The sequence below is a fragment of the Aeromonas sp. s1(2024) genome (assembly GCF_040908005.1).
GTDB classification, from domain to species: Bacteria; Pseudomonadota; Gammaproteobacteria; order Enterobacterales; family Aeromonadaceae; genus Aeromonas; species Aeromonas caviae.
This window is the reverse complement of the sequence record NZ_JBFOCW010000018.1, coordinates 60,562-84,347: the sequence shown is the minus strand read 5'-3', so window position 1 is coordinate 84,347 and position 23,786 is coordinate 60,562. Positions and strand designations below refer to the sequence as shown.

The 23,786-nt window shown below is 65.9% G+C and carries 15 protein-coding genes; 7 read left to right on the top strand and 8 right to left on the bottom strand.

The window, feature by feature from the left end; all coding sequences use genetic code 11:
* The first annotated feature begins 21 nt into the window (after positions 1–21).
* The 5 genes from amoB to amoH are packed head-to-tail and all read left to right on the top strand — an operon-like array spanning position 22 to position 12,617.
* A complete protein-coding gene (gene amoB / locus AB5Y70_RS04925) occupies positions 22–930 on the top strand; it encodes an amonabactin biosynthesis bifunctional protein AmoB (RefSeq protein WP_043156426.1) in 909 nt (302 codons plus the stop codon).
* Positions 927–4,028, top strand: coding sequence for an amonabactin biosynthesis non-ribosomal peptide synthetase AmoF (gene amoF, locus AB5Y70_RS04920; RefSeq protein ID WP_319861662.1), 3,102 nt, complete (start codon positions 927–929; stop codon positions 4,026–4,028). The genes amoB and amoF overlap by 4 nt, the downstream gene beginning before the upstream one ends.
* A 20-nt stretch (positions 4,029–4,048) precedes the next feature.
* Positions 4,049–4,798: an amonabactin biosynthesis protein AmoA gene (gene amoA / locus AB5Y70_RS04915; RefSeq protein ID WP_043155884.1), complete on the top strand. Its 750-nt coding sequence runs from the start codon at positions 4,049–4,051 to the stop codon at positions 4,796–4,798.
* Between the two features lie 14 nt (positions 4,799–4,812).
* Positions 4,813–11,076 carry an amonabactin biosynthesis non-ribosomal peptide synthetase AmoG gene (amoG, locus tag AB5Y70_RS04910; protein ID WP_043155883.1) on the top strand — a complete coding sequence of 2,088 codons (6,264 nt, stop codon included), beginning with the start codon at positions 4,813–4,815 and terminating at the stop codon, positions 11,074–11,076.
* The gene (gene amoH / locus AB5Y70_RS04905; RefSeq protein ID WP_043155882.1) at positions 11,073–12,617 is read left to right on the top strand and encodes an amonabactin biosynthesis glycine adenylation protein AmoH; all 1,545 of its coding nucleotides are present in this window, start codon (positions 11,073–11,075) and stop codon (positions 12,615–12,617) included. The genes amoG and amoH overlap by 4 nt, the downstream gene beginning before the upstream one ends.
* A gap of 85 nt (positions 12,618–12,702) precedes the next feature.
* On the opposite strand, the gene AB5Y70_RS04900 is transcribed toward amoH, so the two are convergent.
* Positions 12,703–13,641: an iron-siderophore ABC transporter substrate-binding protein gene (locus AB5Y70_RS04900; RefSeq protein ID WP_043155881.1), complete on the bottom strand. Its 939-nt coding sequence runs from the start codon at positions 13,639–13,641 to the stop codon at positions 12,703–12,705.
* Between the two features lie 207 nt (positions 13,642–13,848).
* Here AB5Y70_RS04900 and AB5Y70_RS04895 point away from each other — a divergent pair, with 207 nt between their 5' ends.
* Positions 13,849–14,580 (top strand): 4'-phosphopantetheinyl transferase, encoded by a 732-nt coding sequence (locus AB5Y70_RS04895; RefSeq protein ID WP_043155880.1) that lies wholly within the window; start codon positions 13,849–13,851, stop codon positions 14,578–14,580.
* 90 nt (positions 14,581–14,670) lie between these two features.
* Here AB5Y70_RS04895 and AB5Y70_RS04890 read toward each other — a convergent pair whose 3' ends face one another.
* From AB5Y70_RS04890 to AB5Y70_RS04870, 5 genes are all read right to left on the bottom strand, one after another.
* Positions 14,671–15,489: an amonabactin ABC transporter ATP-binding protein gene (locus tag AB5Y70_RS04890; RefSeq protein WP_010674442.1), complete on the bottom strand. Its 819-nt coding sequence runs from the start codon at positions 15,487–15,489 to the stop codon at positions 14,671–14,673.
* Positions 15,490–15,532: 43 nt separating this feature from the next.
* Entirely contained in the window at positions 15,533–16,582 is a 1,050-nt protein-coding gene (locus AB5Y70_RS04885) for an amonabactin ABC transporter permease subunit 1 (RefSeq protein WP_043155877.1), read from the bottom strand.
* Between the two features lie 12 nt (positions 16,583–16,594).
* Entirely contained in the window at positions 16,595–17,611 is a 1,017-nt protein-coding gene (locus tag AB5Y70_RS04880) for an amonabactin ABC transporter permease subunit 2 (protein ID WP_043155876.1), read from the bottom strand.
* A gap of 78 nt (positions 17,612–17,689) precedes the next feature.
* Positions 17,690–19,663 (bottom strand): siderophore amonabactin TonB-dependent receptor, encoded by a 1,974-nt coding sequence (locus AB5Y70_RS04875; protein ID WP_053288501.1) that lies wholly within the window; start codon positions 19,661–19,663, stop codon positions 17,690–17,692.
* Positions 19,664–19,723: 60 nt separating this feature from the next.
* Complete coding sequence (locus tag AB5Y70_RS04870; RefSeq protein ID WP_043155872.1) at positions 19,724–20,959, bottom strand: MFS transporter; 1,236 nt, start codon at positions 20,957–20,959, stop codon at positions 19,724–19,726.
* A 215-nt stretch (positions 20,960–21,174) separates the two neighbouring features.
* Between AB5Y70_RS04870 and AB5Y70_RS04865 the strand changes: the two genes are divergently transcribed.
* Positions 21,175–21,924 (top strand): hypothetical protein, encoded by a 750-nt coding sequence (locus AB5Y70_RS04865; RefSeq protein WP_041215335.1) that lies wholly within the window; start codon positions 21,175–21,177, stop codon positions 21,922–21,924.
* Positions 21,925–21,933: 9 nt separating this feature from the next.
* On the opposite strand, the gene AB5Y70_RS04860 is transcribed toward AB5Y70_RS04865, so the two are convergent.
* Both AB5Y70_RS04860 and corA read right to left on the bottom strand, forming a co-directional pair.
* Positions 21,934–22,395, bottom strand: coding sequence for a DUF2919 domain-containing protein (locus AB5Y70_RS04860; protein WP_043155869.1), 462 nt, complete (start codon positions 22,393–22,395; stop codon positions 21,934–21,936).
* 144 nt (positions 22,396–22,539) lie between these two features.
* Positions 22,540–23,487 carry a magnesium/cobalt transporter CorA gene (corA, locus tag AB5Y70_RS04855; protein ID WP_005301617.1) on the bottom strand — a complete coding sequence of 316 codons (948 nt, stop codon included), beginning with the start codon at positions 23,485–23,487 and terminating at the stop codon, positions 22,540–22,542.
* Between the last annotated feature and the right edge of the window lie 299 nt (positions 23,488–23,786).

Here is a 23,786-nt window from a genome sequence, read left to right as displayed (position 1 = left end):
CTAAAAAGGAATCATGACGTTATGGCAATCCCAACCCTGAACAATTACGCCATACCCAGCCAGTGGAAGGCCAACAAGGTCGACTGGTCTCTGGATCCCAAGCGCGCCGCCCTGCTGATCCACGACATGCAGGAGTACTTCACCGCCTTCTATGGCGAAAACAGCCCGTTGATCGCGGCGCTCACCGAGCGCCTGGCCGCCGTGCGCAAGCAGTGCAAGGCCCTCGGCATCCCGGTCTTCTACACCGCCCAGCCCAAGGATCAATCCCCTGAGGATCGCGCCCTGCTCAACGACATGTGGGGCCCGGGGCTCAACAAACGGCCCGAGCAGCAGCAGGTGGTGGCAGCCCTGCGCCCGGAGCGGGACGACACCGTGCTGGTCAAGTGGCGCTACAGCGCCTTCCAGCGCTCCGAGCTCGAGCAGATGCTCAAAGCGCTGGGGCGGGATCAGCTGATCATCGGCGGCATCTACGGCCATATCGGTTGCATGATGACCGCCTGCGACGCCTTCATGCGCGACATCCAGCCCTTCTTCCTGGCGGACGGGGTGGCGGACTTCTCCCTGGCCGACCACCAGATGGCGCTCGACTACGTGGCGACCCGCTGCGGCAAGGTGATCCGCTGCGAGGAGGTGCTGGCCCTTGCGCCGGTTGCCGCTTCTGCCGTCCAGAGCAATCCGTTGCTGACGTATGAGGGGCTCAAGGCGCGGCTGCTGAGTCATATCGACGAGGACGAAGATGAGTTTGACCCCGATGAGAACCTCATCGACTACGGTCTGGATTCGGTGCGGATCATGGCCCTGCTCACCGAGTGGCGCGCCGCCGGGGTCGAGCTCGGCTTCGTGGATCTCGCCAAGTTGCCGACCCTCAACGGCTGGTGGCGCCTGATCGAGGCCAGGCTGGCAGCCCAGGCGCTGGAGGTGACCCCATGAACCGCTTCCCCTTGACCATACCTCAGCAGGGGCTCTGGTCCGGACATCTGCTGAACGACGACAAGGCGATGTTCAACACCGCCGAGTGCATCGCCTTCGACGGCAAGGTCGAGGCGGCCGTGCTGGCCGCGGCCCTTGCCAAGGCGGTGGGGGAGTGCGAGGCGCTCAAGGGCCACTTCGAAGACGATAAGGAGGCGGTCTGCTTCGTCCCGGCCGAGCTGCCCCTGGCCTATGAAGAGGTCTCCCTCGAGCGCGATGACGAGACGCTGGCCCGCGCCTGGGCCTGGGCCGATCTGCGCCGCCCGTTCGAGTTGACCCAAGAAGCGCCCTGCCGTTTCGCCCTGCTGCGCGGCCCCGGCCGCGATTACCTCTACAGCTGCGTGCACCACATCGCGCTGGATGGCTTTGGTACCACCTTGCTGTTCCAGCGCATCGCCGAGCTGTATGCAGAGGGGCTGGCCGGTGAGATGAACTCCCCATCCCCCTTCGGCTCGTTGGCTGAGGTGCTGGCCGAAGAGGCGAGCCGTGAGCAGAGCGGCAAGAACGCCGCCGCCCGCGCCTTCTGGCAGGAGCAACTGCAAGGCTGGCCCGAGGTGACATCATTTGGCTCGTTACGGGCGCCGATTGCCGCCGAATTTATCCGCGAGAGCCGTCCGCTGCCGGCGGCGCTCTGGCAATCCCTGACCGGCTTTGCCGACGAGCACAAGCTGGGCTGGCCCGATCTGCTGCTGGCCGGCCTCTCGGCCCAGCTGTCGCTGTCGAGCGGCCAGGATAAGACCCTGCTCGGCCTGATGATGATGAACCGCATCGGCTCGGCGTCCCTGACCGTGCCCTGCATGCAGATGAACATTACCCCCCTGGCTCTCGCGCTTGGTGAAGAGCTGGATCTGGCGGGAGCCGCCGGCGCCGTGGCCAAGGCCAAGCGCGGGGTGCGCAAACACCAGCACTACCGCTACGAGCTGCTGCGTCGCGACCTTGGCCTGGTGGGGGGCGACAAACGCCTGTTCGGCCCGCTGGTCAACATCATGCCGTTCGATCACGCTCGCCGCTTCGGGCCGCTATCTGCCCATATTCTCAACATCAGCGCCGGCCCGGTGGAGGATCTCACCATCGAGGTGCAGGTCGGCGTCGATGGTCAGCCCAGACTGGATCTGGACGCCAACCCCGGCTGCTACTGTCAGGCGGATCTGGCAGCCATCGCCGATACCCTGTTTGCCCTGCTGGGAAGCTGGCTGGCCGAGCCCGCCCAGACCCTGGGGACGCTCAAGGCCGACTGGCTGGCGGAGCAGCGGGCCAGGGCCCTGATCGCCGGCCCCACCCATGAAGTGATCAAGACGCGGCCTGTGCTGGAGGCGCTCTGCCACTTCGCCGCCCAGACCCCGGACAAGATTGCCTTGATTCAGCGCACGGCGCAGGGAGAGGCCCGCTTCAGCTACGAGGCGCTGCTGGCCAGAGCCGAACAGATGGCGGCCGCCTTGCAGGCCGAAGGCGTCGCCCCCGGCGACAAGGTGGGGGTCATGCTGGCCCGCACCCCCCAGGCCATCTTCGCCCAGCTGGCGGTGCTGCTGGCGGGCGCCGTCTATGTGCCCCTCGATCCCGAGCAGCCGCTGGAGCGCCAGGGCCATATTCTGCGGCTGGGGGAGGTCAAGACCCTGATCACCCAGGCCGAGTACCGCCACAAGCTGGCCAGCCTGTTTGAGGGGCGCACCCTGCTGGCGGGGGATCTGGTGAGTGGCGATCGGCTCAACCAGCCGGCCGCCGGTTGCGCCGTCGCCTACCTGATGTTCACCTCGGGCTCCACCGGCCTGCCCAAGGGGGTGGCGGTGAGCCACGGCGCCCTGGATCACTTCGCCGCTGCGGCCCGCTGCCGCTATCACCTCGATGAAGACGCGCGGATGCTGCAATTCGCCCCCTTCAACTTCGACGCCAGCATCGAGGAGGTGTTCGCCACCTTGAGCGCCGGTGCCACCCTGGTGCTGCGCACCGACGCCCTGCTCGAATCCATGCCCGCCTTCGCGGCCGGGGTGGAGCAGATGGGGATCACCCACCTCGACCTGCCTACCGCGTTCTGGAACGAGTGGGTGGTGGCGCTGACGGCGGGCCAGGCCCATATTCCTGCCGGGCTTACCACCGTCATTATCGGCGGCGAGGCGGTCTACCCCGAGCAGTTGGCCCAGTGGCAGCGCCAGGGCCGCTCCGATGTGCGCCTCTTCAACACCTACGGCCCCACCGAAACCACAGTGGTGGTGACCACCCAGGAGCTGCAGCGGGAAGACCCGAGCCAGGCCCAGTTGCCCATCGGCCTGCCGCTGCCCGGCATGCAGGCGCTCATTCTGGGGGCGGGGGAGCAACCCGCCGAGGAGGGGGAGCTGGTGCTGCTCGGCCCGCAGCTGGCCAACGGCTACGTGGGGGACGTGCAAGGTAGTTTCGATACCCTCCGTGTTGGGGCGGAGCAGATGCCTGTCTACCGCACCGGCGATCGGGTGCGATTGGTGGATGGCCGGCTGGTCTACCTTGGTCGGCGCGACAACGAATTCAAGATAAGCGGCTATCGCATCCAGCCCGGCGAGGTGGAGGCCCAGCTGCTGGCCCTGCCGGGGGTGGACGAGGCGTGCGTGCAGGGGGTGAGCATCGGCAGCGTGCGCCGGCTGGTGGCCTTCGTGGCGGGGTCGGAGCGCGACAGCCGGGTCATCAAGGCGCAGCTGGCCAAGGTGCTGCCTGCCGCCATGATCCCCACCGACTATCGCCACTATGACCAGCTGCCCCGCACCGGCTCCAACAAGCTGGATCGCAAGGCCCTGCTGGCCGCCTACCAGGCGGGCGGCGAAGCCTTGACCCTGGGCAGCGAGACCGAGAACCGGGTCGGCACTATCTGGCAGCAGATCCTTGGGCTGGCCACCATGGCGCCCACGGACAACTTCTTCGAACTGGGGGGCCAGTCCCTGCAGACCATTCAGATCGTCAACCGGCTCGGCGCCGAGTTCGGGGTGCAGGTCAAGGTCTCCGACGTGTTCGATCACCCGCGCCTGGACGACTTCTGCCGTTTCCTCGACGGCCTGCTTTCCGAGGACGAAGAGAGCGTGGAGATGGTGTGGTGATGGATAAGGAGCAACAAGCAATGGCCTTTGATTTCACTGGCAAGCGGGTCTGGGTGACCGGAGCAGGGCGCGGCATCGGCCGCGAGGTGGCGACGCAGTTCGTGGCAGCCGGCGCCTGTGTGGTGGGGCTGGATCTGGCGTTTCCCGAAGCCGATTACCCCTATGCCACCCGGCTGCTCGATATTGGCGACTCGAAGGCGGTCAACGCCTGCTGCGCAGCGCTGCTGGCAGACGGCGGGCTCGATGTGCTGGTGAACGGGGCCGGAGTGCTGCGCCTCGGCCCCACCGACGCCTTGAGCGATGACGACTGGCACGACTGCATGACGGTCAACGCCAGCGGCGTCTTCTATCTGCTGCGGGCCCTGGTGCCCCACTTCAAGGGGCAGCAGCGCGGTGCCATCGTCACCATCGGCTCCAACGCCGCCCATGTGCCGCGCATGCAGATGGCGGCCTATTGCGCCTCCAAGGCGGCGGTCACCAGCCTGACCCAGACGGTGGGGCTGGAGCTGGCCCCCTTCGGCGTGCGCGCCAACCTGGTGTCGCCGGGCTCGACGGATACCCCCATGCTGCGCGGCATGCTGCCAAGCGAGGAGGCCATGGCCCGCACCATTGCCGGGTTGCCGGAGCAGTTCAAGCTCGGCATCCCCCTGCGCAAGGTCGCCACCCCGGCGGAGATCGCCCATACCGTCCTCTTCCTGGCCTCGGATCTGGCCAGCCACATCACGCTGCAGGATCTGGTCGTCGACGGCGGCGCCACCCTGAGTGCCTGAGGCTTGAGAAACAGATGAACAATATGATTTTGCTGTTGAAACAGCTGGAACGGCAGGGGGTCAAGCTGGCTCTGAACGACAAAGGTCAGCTTATCTCCCAGTCGAGCAAGGAGGCGGTGACGCCGGCCATCGGTGCCACCATCAAGGCCCACAAGGATGAGCTGGTGCGCTGCCTGGCGGCCCGTGCCGCCTTCGAAGAACCTATCGCCGCCGAGGGCGCCCGGCAGGGGCCGCTCTCCTCGTCCCAGAGCGGGCTCTGGTTTATCGAGCAGTACGAGGAGGCCTCCCACCTCTACAATATGCCGGTCTATTTTCGCGTCAAGGGAGAGCTGGACACGGCGGCGCTGGAGTTTGCCTTCGACCACCTGTTTGCCCGCCACCCCAGCATGCGCACCCGCTTCATCAAGGACGAGGCGGGCAGGGGGGCGCAGGAGATCCTGCCCCATACGCCCTTCACGTTGCAGATTGAGGATGTGAGCGCAGAGCCCATTGCCGAGCGCGAGGCCTATGTGGCCCGCCGGGTGCGGGAAGAGATTGGACGCCCCTTCTCCTTGACCCGGGGGGATCTCAGCCGGGTGCACCTTATTCGGCTGGGCAGCCGCGAGCACGTGCTGCTGATCACCCAGCACCACATCATCTCCGACGGCTGGTCGGTCAAGAACATGTTCGCGGATCTCAAGCGCGCCTTTCTTGCCCATCAGAACCGCGAGCCCCTGCAGGTGAGCGAGCTGCCGCTCACCTACATCGACTATGCCCGCTGGTTCAACTCGGACCGTTTTCTCGATTATCACGCCGAGTTCAAGCCGTTCTGGGTCGATCGACTCGGTGGCAGCCCCGAGGTTCACGGTCTGCCGCTCGACAAGCCGCGCCCGGCCCATCAGGACAGCGGCGGCGAGCTGGTCTTCTCCACCATCGAGAGCGACCAGTGGGAGAGCTTCAAGCGCCTCTGCCAACGCCACAGCACCTCCAACTTTATCGGTCTGCACGCCCTGTTTGCCCTGCTGATGGTGCGCCAGAGCGGCGAGAAGGAGGTGGTGATCGGCACCCCGCTCGCCTATCGTGAGCGCCACGAGATCGAGTCGCTGGTGGGCTTTTTCGTCAATACCCTGGTGCTGCGCACTCAACTCAGCGGCAAGCCCAGCTTTGTCGACTATCTGCAGCAGTGCCGGGAGGAGGATCTGGCGGCCTTTGATCACCAGCTCTACCGCTTCGAGGCGCTGGCCGAGGCCATCGGCGCCGATCGCACCACCGCCATCAACCCCATCTTCCAGATCATGCTGGTCTATCAGGCCAAGGTGGACTTCAACGATCTCATCCCCGGCTGCCAGCTGGTGGAGGAGACCTCGCCTGTGCTGCCGGCCAAGACCGACATATCGGTCAAGGTGACCGAGCTGATGGACTCCGTCCGGGTGGACTGGCTGTTTGCCACCGCCCTGTTCGAGCGAGAGACCATCCAGGCTTATGCCGATCGCCTGCTGCACCTGATGCGCGCCGTGGTGGCGGCCCCCGAGACCGACATCTGGCAACTACCGCTGGAAGCGGGCACCGACCAGGCCGCGCTGGCCGCACAGCTTGCCGACTTGCCGCAAGACTACCCGAGCCGCGACACCCTGCTCTGTCATATCGAGCGGCGCGCTATTCAGTTGCCGGACGCGCTGGCGGTGAGCGAGGGCGCGCAATCGTTGACCTATGGCGAGCTGGAGGTGCGTGCCAACCAGTTGGCCCACTGGCTGCAATCCTGTGGCGTTACCCCGGGCGCCGCCATCGGCATCCAGGCCAGACGGGATGTCGCCTTTGCCATCGCACTGCTCGCCTGCTGGAAGGCGGGGGCGGCCTATGTGCCCCTCGATCCTGCCTATCCCGCCGAGCGGCTGGCCCATATCCTTGGCGATGCAGCCATCAGCCTGGTGCTGGGTGGCGTGCCGGACCCGCGGCTTGCCGAGGCGCTGGTGGGCACGGGTGCCCAGTATCACAACCTGCACCAGCTGGCGCTGGACAAGATGCCAACCAGCACGCCCGCACTGCCTCGGGACGCCGCCATGCTGGCCCAGATCATCTACACCTCCGGCAGCACCGGCCTGCCCAAGGGGGTCATGGTGGAGCAGGGCAGCCTGGTCAACCTGATGGCGGATCACGGTGATCGCATCGCCATTGATCATAACGGGGCCATGTTCAACTGCATGTCCCTCTCGTTTGATGCCGGCAACATGACCAGCTTGCTGCCCCTGTACTGCGGCGCGGCCCTGCACTTCGGCGAGCCGGGGGAAGGGGTGATCGCTGCCGCCATCAGCAAGGGCGCCAGCCATATGATTTTGCCGACCGCCCTGCTCGCGAACCTGCTGCCACCGGCGGATCTCGGTTCCCTCAAGGCCATCGGCTTTGGCGGCGAGGCGTGCCCGAGCAGCCTGGTGGAGCGTTGGGGAGAGCGGGTGGCGCTATTCAACATGTACGGCCCGACCGAGTGCACCGTCACCGCGCTCTGCGCGCAGCTCACTCCGGGGGCGCCCATCACCATAGGTAGCCCCGTCAACAACCTGAAGGCGCTGATCCTGGACGAGGCGGGTAACCTCTGCCCGGTGGGGGTCCCAGGCGAGCTCTGCCTGGCGGGGCTGGGGCTGGCCTGCGGCTATCTCAATCTGCCAGAGCGTACCCAGGAGGCCTTTATCGAGCTGGCGCTGGCGGAGGATCGTACCCATCGCCTCTATCGCACCGGCGATCGGGCCCTGCTGCGCCGCGACGGCAACATCCAGTATCTGGGCCGGATAGACGAGCAGATCAAGCTGCGCGGCTATCGTATCGAGCCGGGTGAGATAGAGACCCGGCTTGCCGAATTGTGCCCGGTCATCCGCCAGATCAAGGTGGTGGTGCAGGAGGGTCGCCTGCTCGCTTACGCCTGTTTGCAGGCCGGGGCAAGGGAGCCCGACGGCGACGCCCTGCTGCAGCGAGCCGGCGAGTGCCTGCCCGAATACATGGTGCCGGCGCGCCTCTGCTGGCTGCCCGAGATGCCGCTCACCCCCAACGGCAAGCTGGACTTGCGCCGCCTGCCTGCCATCGTCTGGCAGCAGAGCAAGGGCGAGCCGCAAAACGAACTGGAGCAGACCGTGCTCGCCATCTGGCAAGGGGTGCTCAAGCAACCGCTCGGGGTAGAGGATGACTTCTTCCGTCTGGGCGGTGACTCCATCCTCAGCATCCAGCTCACCACCCGGCTGCGGGATGCGGGGCTGCACTGCAGCGTGAAGGACGTGTTCGAAGCCAAGACGGTGCGCCGCCTCTGCCGCCAGCTCGGCCAGCAGCAGGCCGTCAGCCACAGGAGCGAGCAGGGCAGCCTGACCGGCGAGTTTCCGCTCCACCCCATTCAGCACTGGTTCTTCGAGCAGGGCTTTGCCAAGTCCGGTCACTGGAACCAGGGGGTGATCCTGCGCCTGCCGGCCGGGGTGGACGATGAGGCTCTGCGCGGCTGGCTGAATGCCCTGCGCCAGCACCACGATGCCCTGCGTCTGGCGGTGACCCCGACCGGCCAGCGCTATCTGGCCGAACTGCCATTGCCGCCGCTGCCGACCCTGGATGCCGCCAATCTCGATGAGGCTGAGCTGCAAGCCCGCCTGACCGAGCTGCAGGGAGAGCTCGACCCTGCCACCGGCCACACCCTGGCCTGGGCCCGCCTGCGCAATCTCTCTCTGGAAGGTGCGCGGGAGGGCGAGACGGTGGAGGGGCTCTTCCTCGCCTTCCATCACCTGGTGATCGATGCCGTCTCCTGGCGCATTCTGGCCGAGGATCTGGCCCGGGTGAGCAGGGGCGAGCCGCTGCCCGCCAAGGGCAGCAGCTATCGCCAGTGGGGCGAGGGGCTCGCGGCCTACGCCAAACGGGAAGAGGAACAGCTTGGCTTCTGGCTGGCTCAGGGGGAAGGCAGCCAGGGTCACCTGCTGGAAACGGCGCGCGCCGCCGATGGCCGCGCCGCCGCCAGCCTGCTGCAACTGAGTCAGGAGACCACGGCTCGTCTTATCGACACCGCCAACCAGGCCTACTTCACCCGGGTGCCCGACCTGCTGCTGGCGGCACTGACCCGCACCCTGAGCGAGCTGGGTTATGGCGCACGTCATTGCGTGATGCTGGAAGGGCACGGCCGTGAGGCCATCGATGCGGAACTCGACGTGAGCCGTACCCTGGGCTGGTTCACCAGCACCTACCCGCTGGCACTGGCGGATGCCAAGGAGTGGGACGCGCTGGTCTGCGCCACCAAGGAGCAGCTGCGCGCCGTGCCGGACAAAGGGGTGGGCTTCAACGCCCTGCGACTGCACCACCCACGTGGCTGGGCACTGCCCGAAGCCCTGATCGTCTTCAACTATCTGGGGGTCAGCCATCAGGGCGAGGCTGCTCAGCCCTGGCAGCCTCTGTCGATGGCGCCGGGGGCACCCAGCTCCCCTGACAACCTGCCGCGCGAGCTGGTCAGTCTGCACGGTGGCGTGTTTGATGGCCGCCTCACCCTGCGTCAGGTGGGCGCCCTCAACCAGCAGGCGAGCGACGCCCTGATGGCGCGGCTGGCGGACAACCTGACGGCACTGGTGGAGCACTGCTGCGCGGTGAAGGCCCCGCGCCATACCCCGAGCGACTTCCCGGGGCTTGGCCTCTCGCAAAGCGCGCTCGATCGGGTGCTGAACGGGCGCGAGGTGGAGACCCTGCTGCCCATGACCTCGCTTCAGCAGAGCATGTTCCATCACAGGGCGCTGGCGCCCCGGGATCACGCCTATCACCTGCAGACCGAGATCGCCTATCACCAGCCGCTGGACGTGGCGGTCTACCGTCAGGCCTGGCAGGGGCAGATTGCCCGCAGGCCGGCCCTTCGCAGCGAACTGGTGCTGGCGGACGGGGTTGCGCTCCAGCGCATCCTCAAGCATGCCGAGTTGCCATTCCACTATGAGGACTTGTCTGAAGTGGAAAATGCAGAGACACGGGTCCAGGCCTACCGCGAGCAGGATCTGGCCCGCCCGATCCCGCTGGAGCAGGCGCCCCTGCTGCGCCTTGTCTGCTTCAAATTGGCTCCCGATCACCACAAGGTGATCTTCAGCGCCCATCACGGCGTGCTGGATGGCTGGAGCGGCCCCGTGTTGCTGGGTTCCTTGCATCGCGGCTATCAGGCGCTGATGAATGGCCTGTTGCCGCAGCGCGAGCCGGATACCGCCTGGCTCGAATTTGGCCGCCATATCGCCAGCCAAACCCGCAGCGCCGAGACCTACTGGCAGGGGCGGGGCGAGCTCTTGGCAACGCCTAACGATCTCGCCTGCCTGTTCGGGGTGACGCTGGACGCTGGCGCAAGCGGGCGCCATACCCAGCAGCGACCGGCGGTGTGCGCCACGTCGTTGCCGGCCGAGGTGGCGACCTTGCTCGCCCATCGTGCCCGCGAGCTTGGCGTGACCGCGGGCCTGTTGGCCCAATATGCCTGGCACCGTCTGCTGGCACGCTGCTCTGGCGATGCCGTCACCCTGGTGGGCAACGTGACCCCGGGCCGGGATTACCCCATCGAGGGGATCACCGCGAGCGTCGGGCTCTATATCAACAGCCTGCCGTTGGCCCTGGTGTGGCACACCGAGTTGACCCTGGCCGAGCATATCGCCCGGTTGCAGACCGACCTGATGGCACTCAATGAGCACGGCACCCAGTCGCTGGCGGCACTGACCAAAGGCCGGGCACGTCTGTTCCAGAGCCTGTTCGTGTTCGAGAACTACCCCATGCCGGCGGCCCCTGCCGCCCCCGAACCTCACCAGCTGGTGCCGCGCTTTGGCGCCGTGGTGGAGAAGGTGGAGCTGCCGCTCTCCTTGGTGGTCAGCAGCCGGGGCGAGACGCTCCAACTGCGCCTCGAGTTCGATGGCGAGCAGATCCCCGAGGCCCGGGCCGAGGCGGTGCTGGCTGACTGGCTGGCCGAACTCGCCTGGCTAGCACAGGCGGATCTGAGCCAGCCGGCCAGCGTGGCGGCGGTACAGTCCCCGGTGATGCCGCAGGTGGTAGCCACCAGGGCGGAGCCCAGCCTGGCTCAGCCGCCGGCCGAGGCCCGCGTGCTGGTGGCCCTGTGGGAGCGCCAGTGCGGCGTGCCCGGCATTTGGCAACAAACCCTGATGGATCTGGGGGTAGATTCGGTGCAGCAACTCGCCCTGCTGGCGGCCCTCAACGAGGCGTTCGCGCAGGATCGGGCGCCACTTACCCTGCAGACGCTCAAAGCCCACCCATCCCCCAGCCGGCTCTATCGGCACTGGCTGGTGCGCCAAACGGAGGCCGCGCTATGACGGTGACCATCAAGCATAAGGCTCCGCTCGTGCAAACCCGGCCGGCCCCCCGTGAGGGCGCGGCCAACCTGGGTGCGCGGCTGGCGGCCTGTCTGGCCGCCAGCCCGCTCGCCCCCGCCATTCGCATGGGCGGGGAGGGCATCAGTGAGGGCGGATCAGATGAACAGTGGCTTAGCTACGGCGCGCTCAATGCCAGGGTCGGCGAGATTGCCGCCCGTTTGCAGGGGCTGGCGGTGGGGGAGCGGGTTGGCCTCTATCTCTCCCGCAGCCCCGATCTGGTGGCCAGCCTGCTGGCCTGCCTGCGCCTCGGTCTCACCTTCGTGCCCCTTGAGCCGGACTTTCCGGTGGAGCGGCTGCAGGGGATCGCCCGCCAGGCGCGCCTGTCGGCGGTGATCTGCGACGGCGACAGGCCAGCTCCCGCCTTCGGCTGTCCGCTGCGCACCCTCGACGGGCCAGCAGCGGCAGGGGGTGTTTCCTGGCCCCAGGTGGATGATGCCCTGGCTGCCTACATGATGTTCACCTCGGGCTCCACCGGCGAGCCCAAGGGGGTGGTCATCAGCCGGCGGGCCCTGCTCTGCTTCCTCGACGGGATCCGTGAGCGGCTCGGGCTTTCACCTGGCTGCCACTGGCTCTTCATCACCACCCCGGCCTTCGACATCTCCCTGCTGGAGATGCTGGGGCCGCTCTGGGGCGGTGGTCGGCTCACGGTGGCCGGCGGCGAGCACAACAAGGATCCCCTGGGGATGCTGGCGCTGCTCGAGGCCGATCCCTCCATCAACTGGCTGCAGGCCACCCCGGCCTGCTGGCGTATGTTGCTCAAGGCTGGCTGGCAGGGGCGCAATACCCTCACCGCCCTGTGCGGTGGCGAGGCGCTGGACTCAGGGTTGGCCGAGCAGCTCTGTGCCCGCACCCGGCGGCTGTGGAACTGCTATGGGCCGACCGAGGCTACCGTCTGGTCCCTGGTGAGCGAGGTGCGCTGGCCGCCGGTTGGCGGGCAGATCACCATCAGCCACAGCCTGCCCGGCTATCGGCACTGGGTGCTGGACGAGGCGGGGCAGCCGGTGGCAGAGGGAGAGTGCGGCGAGCTCTGCATCGAGAGCCCGGCCCTGTGCGAGGGGTACTGGCGCAAGCCGGCCTTGACCAGCGCCGCCTTCCTGCGCCTTGCCACCCATTGCCTCTATCGCACCGGTGATCGGGTGCGCCTCCTTGGGGCGGACCGCTTCCTCTATCTGGGGCGGCGCGACGATCAGATCAAGCTGCGCGGTTTTCGCATCGAGCTCGGCGAGGTGGAGGCGGGACTGCGCCGCCAGGCCGGGGTGCAGGAGGCAGCGGTGCGTCTGGTGGGAGAGGGGGACGAGGCCATGCTGGTGGGCTACGTGGAGGCGAAAAGCGGGGTGATCCTCAATCGCCTCGCCCTGCGCAAGGGGTTGCAGGCGACGCTGCCGCACTACATGGTGCCGGCGCGGCTCATCCTGCTGGATGCCCTGCCCAAGACCGGGAGCGGCAAGCTCGACAGAAAGGCGCTGCCATTGCCCGAGTAGGCGGCCTTGCCGGATGGTAAGAGCGATGGATAAAAAAGAAGCCCGCATCATGCGGGCTTCTTTTTGGCTGTAAACCGAGGGGGGATTAGTGAGCGATGGGGGCGGCATCCGGTTTGGTCAGCAGGCGCTCGACGTCGTCGATCACCTTGAGGGCCGCCTGGGGGCCGCCGGTGGAGGTCCAGAGTGACCCGTCCACGGCGCCGAAGCGCTTGCCCTTGATGGCGCCGAGCTGCTGGAAGGCCGGGGTCTGCTCGGCCTGCTTCATGGCATCCACCGCATCCCCGCTGGTGCTGAGGGTGCCGATCACCAGCCAGTCACCGTCCAGCAGGTTGAGGGATTCGAGGCTCAGGGCCGGGGAGTGGGGGCTCTTGTCACCGATCTGGTGGGAGGGGCGGGTGAGCCCCATCTCGGTGACCACGCTGCTGGCAAAGGTGCCGCCGTGCATGTAGCTCGGCCCCTTGGGGTTCCAGCGCACTATGCTCATCTGTTCCCCCTGATGCTGGGCAAGCTTGCTGCGGGCCTCTGCCAGGTGGGCCTCATACCGGGTGAGGAAGGCCTTGGCCTCGGCCCCCCGGTTCATCGCGTCGGCACTGCGACCGAATACGGTTTTCCAGGGCTCGCCCCAGTTGCCGGTGACGACGGTGGGGGCGATCTCCTTGAGCAGGGCGAGGAGCTCGGGCTTGGTCTGGCCGGTGAGGATGAGGTCCGGCTCCAGATCGATGAGGGTCTCCAGATTGGGGTTGTCCAGATCGCCGACCACGGCGATCTCCTTGCCCGCCTTGTCCAGCAGATAGCGGGGCAGGGTGGACTGGCCGCGCCCATTGACGGTGCCCACCGGCTGCACCCCCAGAGTCAGGGCGCTGTCGAGATCGAGTTCGCTCAACACGACGACTCGCCGGGGCGCATCGGGGACGCTCTGGGGCTGGCCGTTGGCATCGATGACCTGGCGGCTGCCCGCCTGGGCCTGGAAGCCCGTCAGGCTGGCCAGCATGAGCAAGGTGGCCAGCGGGGAGAAGATCTTCATGGTGACATCCTTATGGGTGAAATCGGCGGCACTCTCGGCCCATGATGGGCGGGCCCTGTGGGGCGTGCCTGCCTGTCAGCCTAAAACCGGGGCCCAAATGGGCGGGGACATGCTACCACAAAGCAAGTGAGAAGCGTTGTCATTTGTATTTGTGGCATGACCTCGGCTTGCTTTGGTACCATCGCAGGCCCCTGTCAGGAGCCTTGCATGTTGCCTCGTTGTCCCTCACTCGATGGATCCTTTGTCCGTCAATCCGATGCCTTGTGCCTGCCGGGCCTGGAGACGCTGCCTCTTCATCGGGTCAGTTTTGATCCCGCCGCCTTCTCGCCGGAGTGCTTTGGGGCCCAGGGCATCATGCTGCCTGCTTCATTGCAGGGGGCTGCCCCCAAGCGCCTCGGGGAGTTTCTGGCGGGGCGTCTCGCAGCCCGTGAGGCCCTGCGTCCCTTCGGTCTTGCAGGATGCTGCGTGGCCATCGGAGCGGCCCGGGAGCCACTCTGGCCTGAAGGGGTGGAGGGGAGCATCAGCCACAGCCGGCTGGCGGGAGAGGGGGTGGCCCTGTGTGCTGTGCGCCCGGGCCAGGAGGGAATCGGGCTGGATCTGGAGGCCTGGCTCGATGGCGACCAAGGGGCGCAGCTCTGGCCCGGCATCATGGATGGGGAGGAGTGGGGACGGCTGGAGGCGGGGGCTCACGACGCCCAGCTGAGCCTGGCAGAGGGACTGACTCTGGTTTTTTCCGCCAAGGAGAGCCTCTTCAAGGGGCTCTATTCCCGGGTGGGGCGCTACTTTGACTTTCTCGATGCCCGCTGGCTCGCCATGACGGCGCAGACTCTCACCCTGGAGCTCAAATGCCCGCTGACACCGACCCTGCCAGCCGGCTGGCGCGCCACCCTGCACTGGCAAGCCCTGCCGGGGGGCGTGCTCACCGTCTTGCTGCTGTGAGCACGATGCCAGCGCCCGGATAACGCCAACGCAAAGCCCAGAGAAAGAAACCGCCATCAGGCGGTTTCTTTCTCTGGCACAGGGTATGGCTCAGGCCGACACGCCATGGTCGGCGCGCAGGCGGGGCACTTCGTCAGCGCGTCGGCGGGGCACGATGACAGGGGCCCCGTCGCCGGGGGCGTGCAGTATGTCCACATCGGTCTGGTAGAGGCGATCGATGAGGGGCTTGGTCACCACCTCCCGGGCCGGGCCCATGGCCTGGATGGCGCCATCCCCCAGGGCAATCAGCTCGTCACAGTAGCGGGCGGCGGTGGCGAGATCGTGGATGACGATAAGCACCGTCTTGCCCTCGGCGGCGACCCGATGGATGGCCTCCATCACCTCGGTCTGGTGGCCGATGTCCAGCGCGCTGGTGGGCTCGTCCAGCAAGATGATGTCCGCATCCTGTGCCAGCACCATGGCGAGCCACACCCGCTGGGCCTGACCGCCGGACAGCGAACTGGCGCTCTGGTGCCAGATGGCATCGAGCTGCATCCGCTCCCGGGCCCAGTCCACCATGCGGGCATCTTCCTCGCTCCACTGATTGAACCAGCCCTGATGGGGATGGCGGCCATATTGCACCAGCTGCTCCACCAGGATACCGGGGGGGACCAGGGGGCGTTGGGGCAGATAGGCGAGTTCCCGAGCCAGGGCTTTGGCGCCATAGGCACCGAGTGGCTTCTCCTTGAGCAGGATCTCCCCGGACCGGGGCTGCTCCTGTCCCGCAAGGAGCTTGAGCAGCGTGGATTTGCCACCGCCGTTGGGGCCGACGATCCCCACCAGCTTGCCCCGGGGGAGGGAGAAGGAAATCTCCTTGAAGATGGTCTTTTGCGGGTAGCCGAACTGGAGTCGGTTCACGGTGAGCGTCATCGGGCGGCCCTCGGTCTGTATTGAAAATGGATGAATGCCATGGTCAGTCGGCCTTCTGGCGATCTTTGAGCAGGATGAAGAGCAGCAGCAGGCCGCCGAGAATGCGGGTCATGATGCCGGTGGCCACCTCGTGGGGGCTGGCCAGCACCCGCACCAGGGTGTCGCTGGCGAGCAGCATCAGGGCGCCGCACAGGGCGGCAATCCAGAGCGGCACGATGCGATCCCGGCTGAGCCAGGAGGCAAGGATGGGGGCCGCCATGGCGATGAAAACCACGGGGCCACCGATGGCGGTGCCAAGGGCTGCAACGATGATGGCCTGGGCCAGCACCCCGAGCTGCACCCGGTTCACGTTGACCCCGAGGGTGCTGGCCGTCACCGGTCCCAGGCGCAGCACGCCGAGGGAGCGGGAGAGACAGACGGTCCAGGGACAGATGAGCAGGAGCAGCAGGCTCACCGGTAGCAGGGTGCCATAGCCCTGACCGACGAAGTTGCCCATGTTCCACAGATAGAGGCTGGTGAGGTGCACCAGGGACTGGGTGGACATGACGAACTGGCCGAGGGCGTTCATCAGCTCCGAGACCCCGATGCCGATCACCACGAACAGGTAGCCCTGCTCCCCCGGCTTGTTGCACAGGGCATAGAGCACGGCGGCGGCAAACAGGGCGCCGAACGGCGCGGCCCACCAGGGCCAGGTGCCCAGCGTCAGATAGAGGGAGAAGATGATGATGGCAAGGGATGCCCCCTCGTTGACCCCTATCATGTCCGGGGTGGCGAGGCGGTTTCGCACCAGGGTCTGCACCAGGCAGCCCGAGAGTCCCATGGCGGCGCCGGCCACCAGCACCGCCAACAGGCGCGGCAGTCGGATCTTGAAGACGGTTACCTGATCGAGTCGGCTTCCCTCCCCGAGCAGGGTCTGGATCACCCCCATCATGGTGATCTTGCCGGAACCCAGGGTGAGGGCCAGCAGGGAGAGCAGGGTGAGGGCGACCAGGAGCCCCAGGGTGATGAGCCAGGCGCGGCGGTGCAGCAACAGGGTGTGGCTGCCAAGGCGAAGGCAGAGGGTGCCGCTCGGGAGTGAGAGAGAGTTCTTCATGGGCGTGGCACCTTATTTGACGGCCAGCAGGGAGCGGAAGCCGCCGCTGCGCACCACCAGGATGAGCACGGGCGCCCCGATGAGCGCCAGAATGACGCCGTTGGGCAGCTCGTAGGGCTGGATAAGCCAGCGGGCCAGCACATCGGCACCGAGCAGAAAGAGCACCCCGAACAGGGCGGAGAAGCGCACCTGGATGGCGAGGCGAACCGGCTCCACCAGGCGGGCGCAGTAGGCGGCGAGGAAGCCGACAAAGCCGATGGGACCGGCGATGGCGATGGCGCAGGCGGTGAAGAGCGTTGCGGCCAAGAGCACGCCGATCCGCACCCGGGTGGGGCGGATGCCGAGGGCCCTGGACTGGTGATCCCCCATCTGCATCAGGGTGAGAGGGCGACAGAGCGCCAGGGTCAGCAGCAGGGCGGCCAGGGCGAATGGGACCACGGTGAGTACCGCTTCCAGACTGGAGGCGGCAAGGGACCCTAAGTTCCAGAAGCGGAACTGCTCCAGCACCACCCGGTTGGAGAGCAACAGGAAGTTGGAAAGACCGCCGAAGGTGGCGGAGAGGGCGACCCCTACCAGGATGAGCTTGAGGGGGTTGGAGCGCCCCACCATGAGGCCGAGGCCCAGCACGATGAGGTTGCCGAGCAGGGCCCCCATGCCGGACCAGAGCAGATACCCGTAGGCGGATTCGACGCCAAACCAGGTGAGGCCGATCACCAGAGCAAAGACGGCGCCGGCATTGACCCCGAGCAGGCCGGGTTCGGCCAGAGGGTTGCGGGTGGCACTTTGCAGCATGGAAGCCGCCAGGGAGAGTGACGCCCCCACCACCAGGGCTGCCAGGGTGCGGGGCAGGCGCAGGGTATGGACTATCATGGCGAGCTTTTCATCGGCCACAAAGGCGGGATCGCCCAACAGGAAGCCGGCGACCTCGCGGCCACCATAGACACCGGCCCCGGTGGCCAGTGACAGACAAATCAGCAGGAAGAGGAGCAGCACGCCGAGCCAGAACAGCCGAGCTTGGTATCTGAGCACTCAATGACTCCTTGAATTCGGGGAGGCAGAAACGCAAAAAGGGAGCCCCGCGACCGGGGCTCCCGCATACAGGATGGATTACAGCTTGTAATCGACCCCTGCGTAGACGGTGCGACCTTCCAGGATGAAGTCGGCGTCGGTCGCCACCTCGTCACGCTGGGTGTTGGTGAGGTTGGTGATGCCGAGCTTGAAGTCCAGGGCCGGCGTGACGGTCCACTTGGTGTTCACGTCCAGGGTCTGGTAGTGCTTGGAGGTGAATGCCTGGGCGTTGCGGGCCGGCACCTTGATCACCTGGCTGCCGACATACTGCCAGGCCAGGTTGGCGCTGACCACGTCGCTCGCCTTCCAGTCCAGGCCGATGTTGCCGGTGTGATCCGGGGTCTTGGCCAGATCGTCACCCGTGCTCTTGTCTTCGGAGTCCAGCAGGGTCAGGTTGCCGGTCAGCTGCACGTTGTCCAGCACGTCGAACCAGCCGGTCAGCTCCAGCCCCTTGATACGGGCCTTCTTGACGTTGAGGTAGGTCATGACGGTCGGACGGTAGCCCGGGCCCCACTGATCGCTCTGGATCAGATCCTCGATCTCGTTGTGGAAGCCAGTCACGCCTGCACCGAAGCGACCGGCGTTGTAGGCGGTGCCAAGCTCGTAGCTGACGGAGGTTTCCGGCTTCAGATCCGGGTTGCCTATCACCTTGCAGGCGCCGCGGCAGGCGGTGGTGGCGAATCCTTCGCTGGACTGGGCCAGGGTCGGGGCCTTGAACGCCTTGCCAGCGCCGCCCTTGATCACCCACTCGTCACTCAGGGAGTAGAGGGCGTAGGCACGGGGGCTGAACTCGTTGCCATAGGTCTCGTGGTGATCCAGACGGCCGGAGAGCGTCAGGGCCAGATCCCCAAAGCCGAACTCGTCTTGCAGGTAGAGGGCGCTCTGGCTCGCATCCACGCTGCCGTTCTGGATGCTGCGGCTGTGCTCCAGCTCGGTCTTGCGGAACTCTGCACCCGAGGTCAGCAGGTGATCCCCGAGGTAGCCGCTCAACTGGCCATCCACCGTGTTGTTGGTCTGGGTGATGTCGGCGGCACCACCGTTGAGCTGGGAGTCATCCATCAGATCGGTCTGCTCGAAGTAGTAACGAGCGCGGCTGTCGAAGTGTTCCCAACGGCCGTTATGGGTCAGCCCCAGGCTCAGGCGATCGAGTTTCTGCACGTTGTGGGGGGTGGCCGGTGCGGTCGGGGCACGGGGCACGTTGTTGAAGTAGCTGTCCATGTCGTTCTGGTTGTAACCCAGATCGAAGTCGATGTCCTGGTTGTCGGCCACCAGCCACTTCAGGCTGGAGAGCACGTTGACCACTTCCCGTTTCTCCAGGGCGTCGGCATCCGGGTTATTGGACTGATCGCTCTTCCAGCGATCCCGCTGATAGCCTTCCACCACCACGCTGCCCAGCAGCTTGTTGTCGATGAGGGCGCCGGAGACGAAGGCGCTACCCTGGTTGGCATCCCCGCCATCCCCCTTGGTGGGCATGGTGTGGGTGTAGCCGACGGCCGCTTCGGTGTTCTCCTTGGCCTGGCGCAGGATCACGTTGACCACGCCGCCGAGGGCATCGGCCCCGTACAGGGAGGAGACGGGACCGCGGATCACTTCGATGCGCTCGATGGCGGCCATGGGGATGGAGCTTAAGTCGAAGTCGTTGCCAAAGGAGCTGCCCAGGGTCTCGCGGGCGTTGACCCGCTTACCGTTGACCAGCAGCAGGGTGTAGTCACCGCCCATGCCGCGGATCTTGATCTCGTTGCGACCCGTGGGGTTGGTGCCGATGATGTTGACACCGGGCACGTGCTTGAGGGCATCGCCGATGTTGTTGACGTTCATCTTGTCCAGATCGGCGCGGGTGACCACGGAGACGCTGGCCGGGGCGGTCAGCTCGGTGTGCTTGGTCTGGGTGGCGGTGACCACCACCGTCTCGTTGGCCTTGACGGACTCGGCCTGGGCCAGGCCCGGTACGGCCAGCAGACCAAGGGAGAGCAGAATGGGGTTCAGTTTAAAGAGGCCGTGCTGCAACTGCATTGTCAAAAACTCCATGGATATAACTGAGGTTATGGGGTCCGGATTCTTCTGATCCGGTGCTCACTGACTTCCTTGTCTGGCGGTGCCAGAGGCAGGATTATTGTTATCTCTTGTGCGCTTCAGGCCCCGGATGAGGAACCAGACACCGGCGCAGGCCACCAGGGTGCACGCAATGTTGATCCAGGCCAGGGTGGGGAAACCGTGCAGGGCGCCCCCCTCGTCGGAGACCAGATATCTGGCGGAGAACAGGCTGCCGAGGCCCGCGGCCACATTGGTGACCGAGCCCTGGAAAGACATGAAGGCGGCGCGCTGGTGGGGGGCCGGAATGGCCGCCGTGACCGCGAGGGTGGTGCTGGCACGGGCGGAGCTCAGGGCCATGAAGAGGGTGAACAGCAGATAGAGAGGCAGGCCTGCCGGCAAGGCAAAGCCCACCAGGGTGATCAGGGCCAGGGCCAGGCTGGTGAGCAGGATGGCGCCCTGGGCGCGGCCCTGATCGATCCAGCCGCCGCACAGGCGCATGGTGGCCATGCTGGCAAGGCCGCCGCACAGATAGAGGCTGGCGATCTGCTCGCGCGGGAAACCCAGGTTGAACTGGAAGTAGTTGGCAAAGTGCGGAATGAGCAGGAAGTGGCCGAACATCTGCAGGCAGAGGATGAAGAGGGCTCCCTGGCAGAGCGGTGACCCCAGCAACTGGCGCATCCCCTGGCCTGCCGGGGCCCGGTTGACCGGCAGGGACGGCAGCCAGATGGCACACAGCAGGGCCAGCAGCAGGCCGCCTGCACCAAACAAGAGGAAGGGGCTCTGCCAGCCAGACCACTGGGCCAGCACGAGGGCCGCGGGCACGATCAGAATGGCGGCCAGGGAAAACGCCATACCCACGTAGGCGAGACGGCGGCCCCGCTCGGCGGGCGGTACCAGATCCAGCACCGTCGCCATCAAGATGGCCCCCAGGGGGCCGGCCACGCAGCCGGACAGGATGAAAAGCAGCAGCAGTGTCTGGCTATCCTCGGCCAGGGCGCAAGCCATCAAGAGCAGGAAGCGCAGGACCAGCAGTACCAGCAGAGCGGGTTTGCGGTTGACCCGATCGAGCCAGGGGGCGGCCAGGAGGCCCAGCAGAGCGGCGCCCAGGGTGGCGCCGCCGCTGAAGTAACCTGTCTGCTCCGGGAGCATCCCCAGGCGGGTTACCAGTTCCGGGCCAAGGGGCATCACCATCATCATGCAGCCCATGGAGAGCATGTTGATGAGCAGCGCCAGGTGGATGGCGGCAGGGGTGGATGCGACGGATTCTGGCTTCATCAGAGGCTGACTCGAAAAAATGAGTCCGAATTGTATCCGAGGGTTTTTGTTGTGACAACAAATGATAACCATTTTTATTTGTATTGATTGGTATCTTAACGAGTCTTTATCAGGTGCCTCTGTGTGGGGTTGCATACCAGGCCCGTTGCAATCGGGGCGCCATGGACCATGATGGCAGGAAGCGAGAGGGTGGCGGTGAACGCCGGGAGGAGAAGATGCGCGCTGGATCAGGGTATTGGGGGCTGGGGTGCTGCCTGTTGCTGGCATTGCCCTTGAGGGCCGAAGTGAAGGTCATACCGGTATTCGAGGCGGATGCCGCGGTGCAGACGCTCAAGGAGATCTACCCGGATCTCGGGGTGAGCGCCATGGGCAACCAGCTGGTACTGAGCGGAACCCCCGCCCAGTTGCAGGAGGCCGAGCGTACCCTGGCGCAAGTGAACCAGCCGCCCCAAAGCCTGCTCATCGAGTGGCGGGTGGATGGCGCCTCCAGCAGTCAGCAGGCCGGAGTGGGGCTGGGCCTGGATGCCAAACGGCAGTGGCTGCTGGAGGGGGATGCCCGGCACTATGAACGCAGCCAGAGTGACAACTGGCAGGTGCGTGGCCTCTCCGGGCGGCCCGTGTTGTTGCAGATGGGGTCCTATCAGCCGGTCACCTTTTACCAGTGGCAGGGGGGAAGGGTGGTGGGCATGATGCCGCTGATGAACGGTCTCTACGCCACCGCGACCCTGATAGGGGACAGGGTGCAGGTGGCCCTCAGCAGTGAACAGGCAAGAGTGGAGCGGGGCAACATACACACCGGCCAGAGTGCCACCGAGGTGAGCGGCGCCCCGGGCCAGTGGCTGACGGTGGGGGAGCTTTCCACAACCCAAGGCAGCCGGGAGGCCGCGATCGCCAATCCATCAGGCATGGGCAGGGCCAGCGGTAGCGAGCGCCAGACTCTGCAGATCCGGGTCACGCGCCAGTGAACCAGCCTGTCAGTGGGGCTGATCCAGGGCGTAATCCCGCAACTGGCGGCTTCGCAGCAGATACCAGAGCGCCCAGAGGCTGGCGATGAGCACCAGGGCGGTGGGCCAGTTGAACGACCACTGCTGCAGATTGAGGCTGTGCAGTTGCATCACTAGGCCGCTCGCGGTGGAGCAAAGCAGCAGAGCGCGGCTGTGGCGTCTGAGCCAGGCTCTGGCACTGTGGGTCTGGCGATGGGTGCCGCCGCAGGCGAGCAGCGCCAGCATGGCGGGCACGTCCGTCAGCAGGCTGATATAGAGGGTGAGCTTGTCCGGGTAGAAGAGGGTCAGGATGGCGCTGCCACTCTCCCGGGTGACCCCCGCCATCAGAAACAGCCAGACCGAGCGGGTCAGCAAGAGGGCGATGGGCCAGAACCAGAGCGGGGGGCGCAACTGGCCGTGATCGTCGTAACGGTGTTCGGGGTAGAGGGTCATGGTGGACCGGTATCCATTCATGCAGTGCGAGTGATGAAGGGGATATGGGGCACAGGGCAGGCCATTGCAAGGCCGGCAACGGCCGGGAATTAATCGGGGGGCCATGCCCCCCAATCCGCAGTCTTTAGTTGCCGGGTTCCGGCGTCACAGCCAGCCTTTTCTCTTGAAGAAGAGACCGGTGCCCAGCGATGACATCACCATCAGCACCAGGGAGAGGGGGTAGCCGTATTCCCAGGCGAGCTCCGGCATGCGACCGAAGTTCATGCCGTAGATGCTGGCGATGAGCGTCGGCGGCAGGAAGATCACCGCGGCTACCGAGAAGATCTTGATCACCTTGTTCTGTTCCAGATTGGTCACCCCCATGGAGGCCTCCAGCTGGAAGTTGATCTTGTCGAACAGGAACTGGGTATGGGGCAGCAGGGATTCCACATCGTGCAGCATCTCGTCGATCCACTTGTTCTGCTCCCCCGTCATGCGCTGGCGCAGACTGCGTTTGAGGAAGCGCAGGGCGCGGCGGGTATCGTGCAGGGAGAGACGGATCTGGCCGTTGGCCTCTTCCTGGGCCATCAGCTCCTTGAGCATGGGGTTGATCTGGTCCGGCTCGAAGATCTGATCGGCGGTGTTCTCCAGGGTCTTGTAGCCATCCTCGATCAGGTCTGAGAGGTACTCCACCTTGAGGTTCTGCACCTCCAGCAGGATGTCGAGGGCGTCTTCGACCTCCAGCCTGTCCTGGCGCATGTAGTGGCGCAGCAGACGCACCAGGCCGATGTCATCCTCGCGGATGCTGATCAGCAGGTTGTTGCGCAAGGTAAAGGAGACGTGCACACCCTTGGTGTCGCGACCGATGCGCTGGGGAAACAGGGAGTGGATGTGCAGACCGTCGGTGTCCCAGTAGAAGCGGGCGGATGCCTCGATGTCATCGAGCTCCTCCTTGTCCGGCACCTCCTCCAGGAACAGGCCCGTCAACCATTCTCGCTCCGCTGTGTCCGGCTTGTAGGCATCCAGCCAGACGGTGTTGTCGGGAACGATGTCATCCGGCCCGAGCGTGACTATGTCCAGCACCTTGTTGTTGAGAATGTAGGCGGTGATCATCTGTCCCCCCTTAAGAAGTCATGGGTAATCAGGGATGGTTGCACAGGTTCATGCGGCCTTAGATCGCACGGAAAGCGATCCCATGAAATAGCATAACGAGGCCGATGGACAACCTGAATGCGGCGAACTATACAGGGGCGGGACCCGCTTGTCAGGGCCTATTCATCAGGGGTTCAGCCTGTTCGCTCAAAAAAGCGGCGAGGTCGGATCAGCCGTGGCGACCCCGATGCGGGCGATCCCGGCGTCGCCTTCTTTGTTCGCCCTGGTGTGGGGGAGGGCCCGGGCTCACCGGCGGGAAT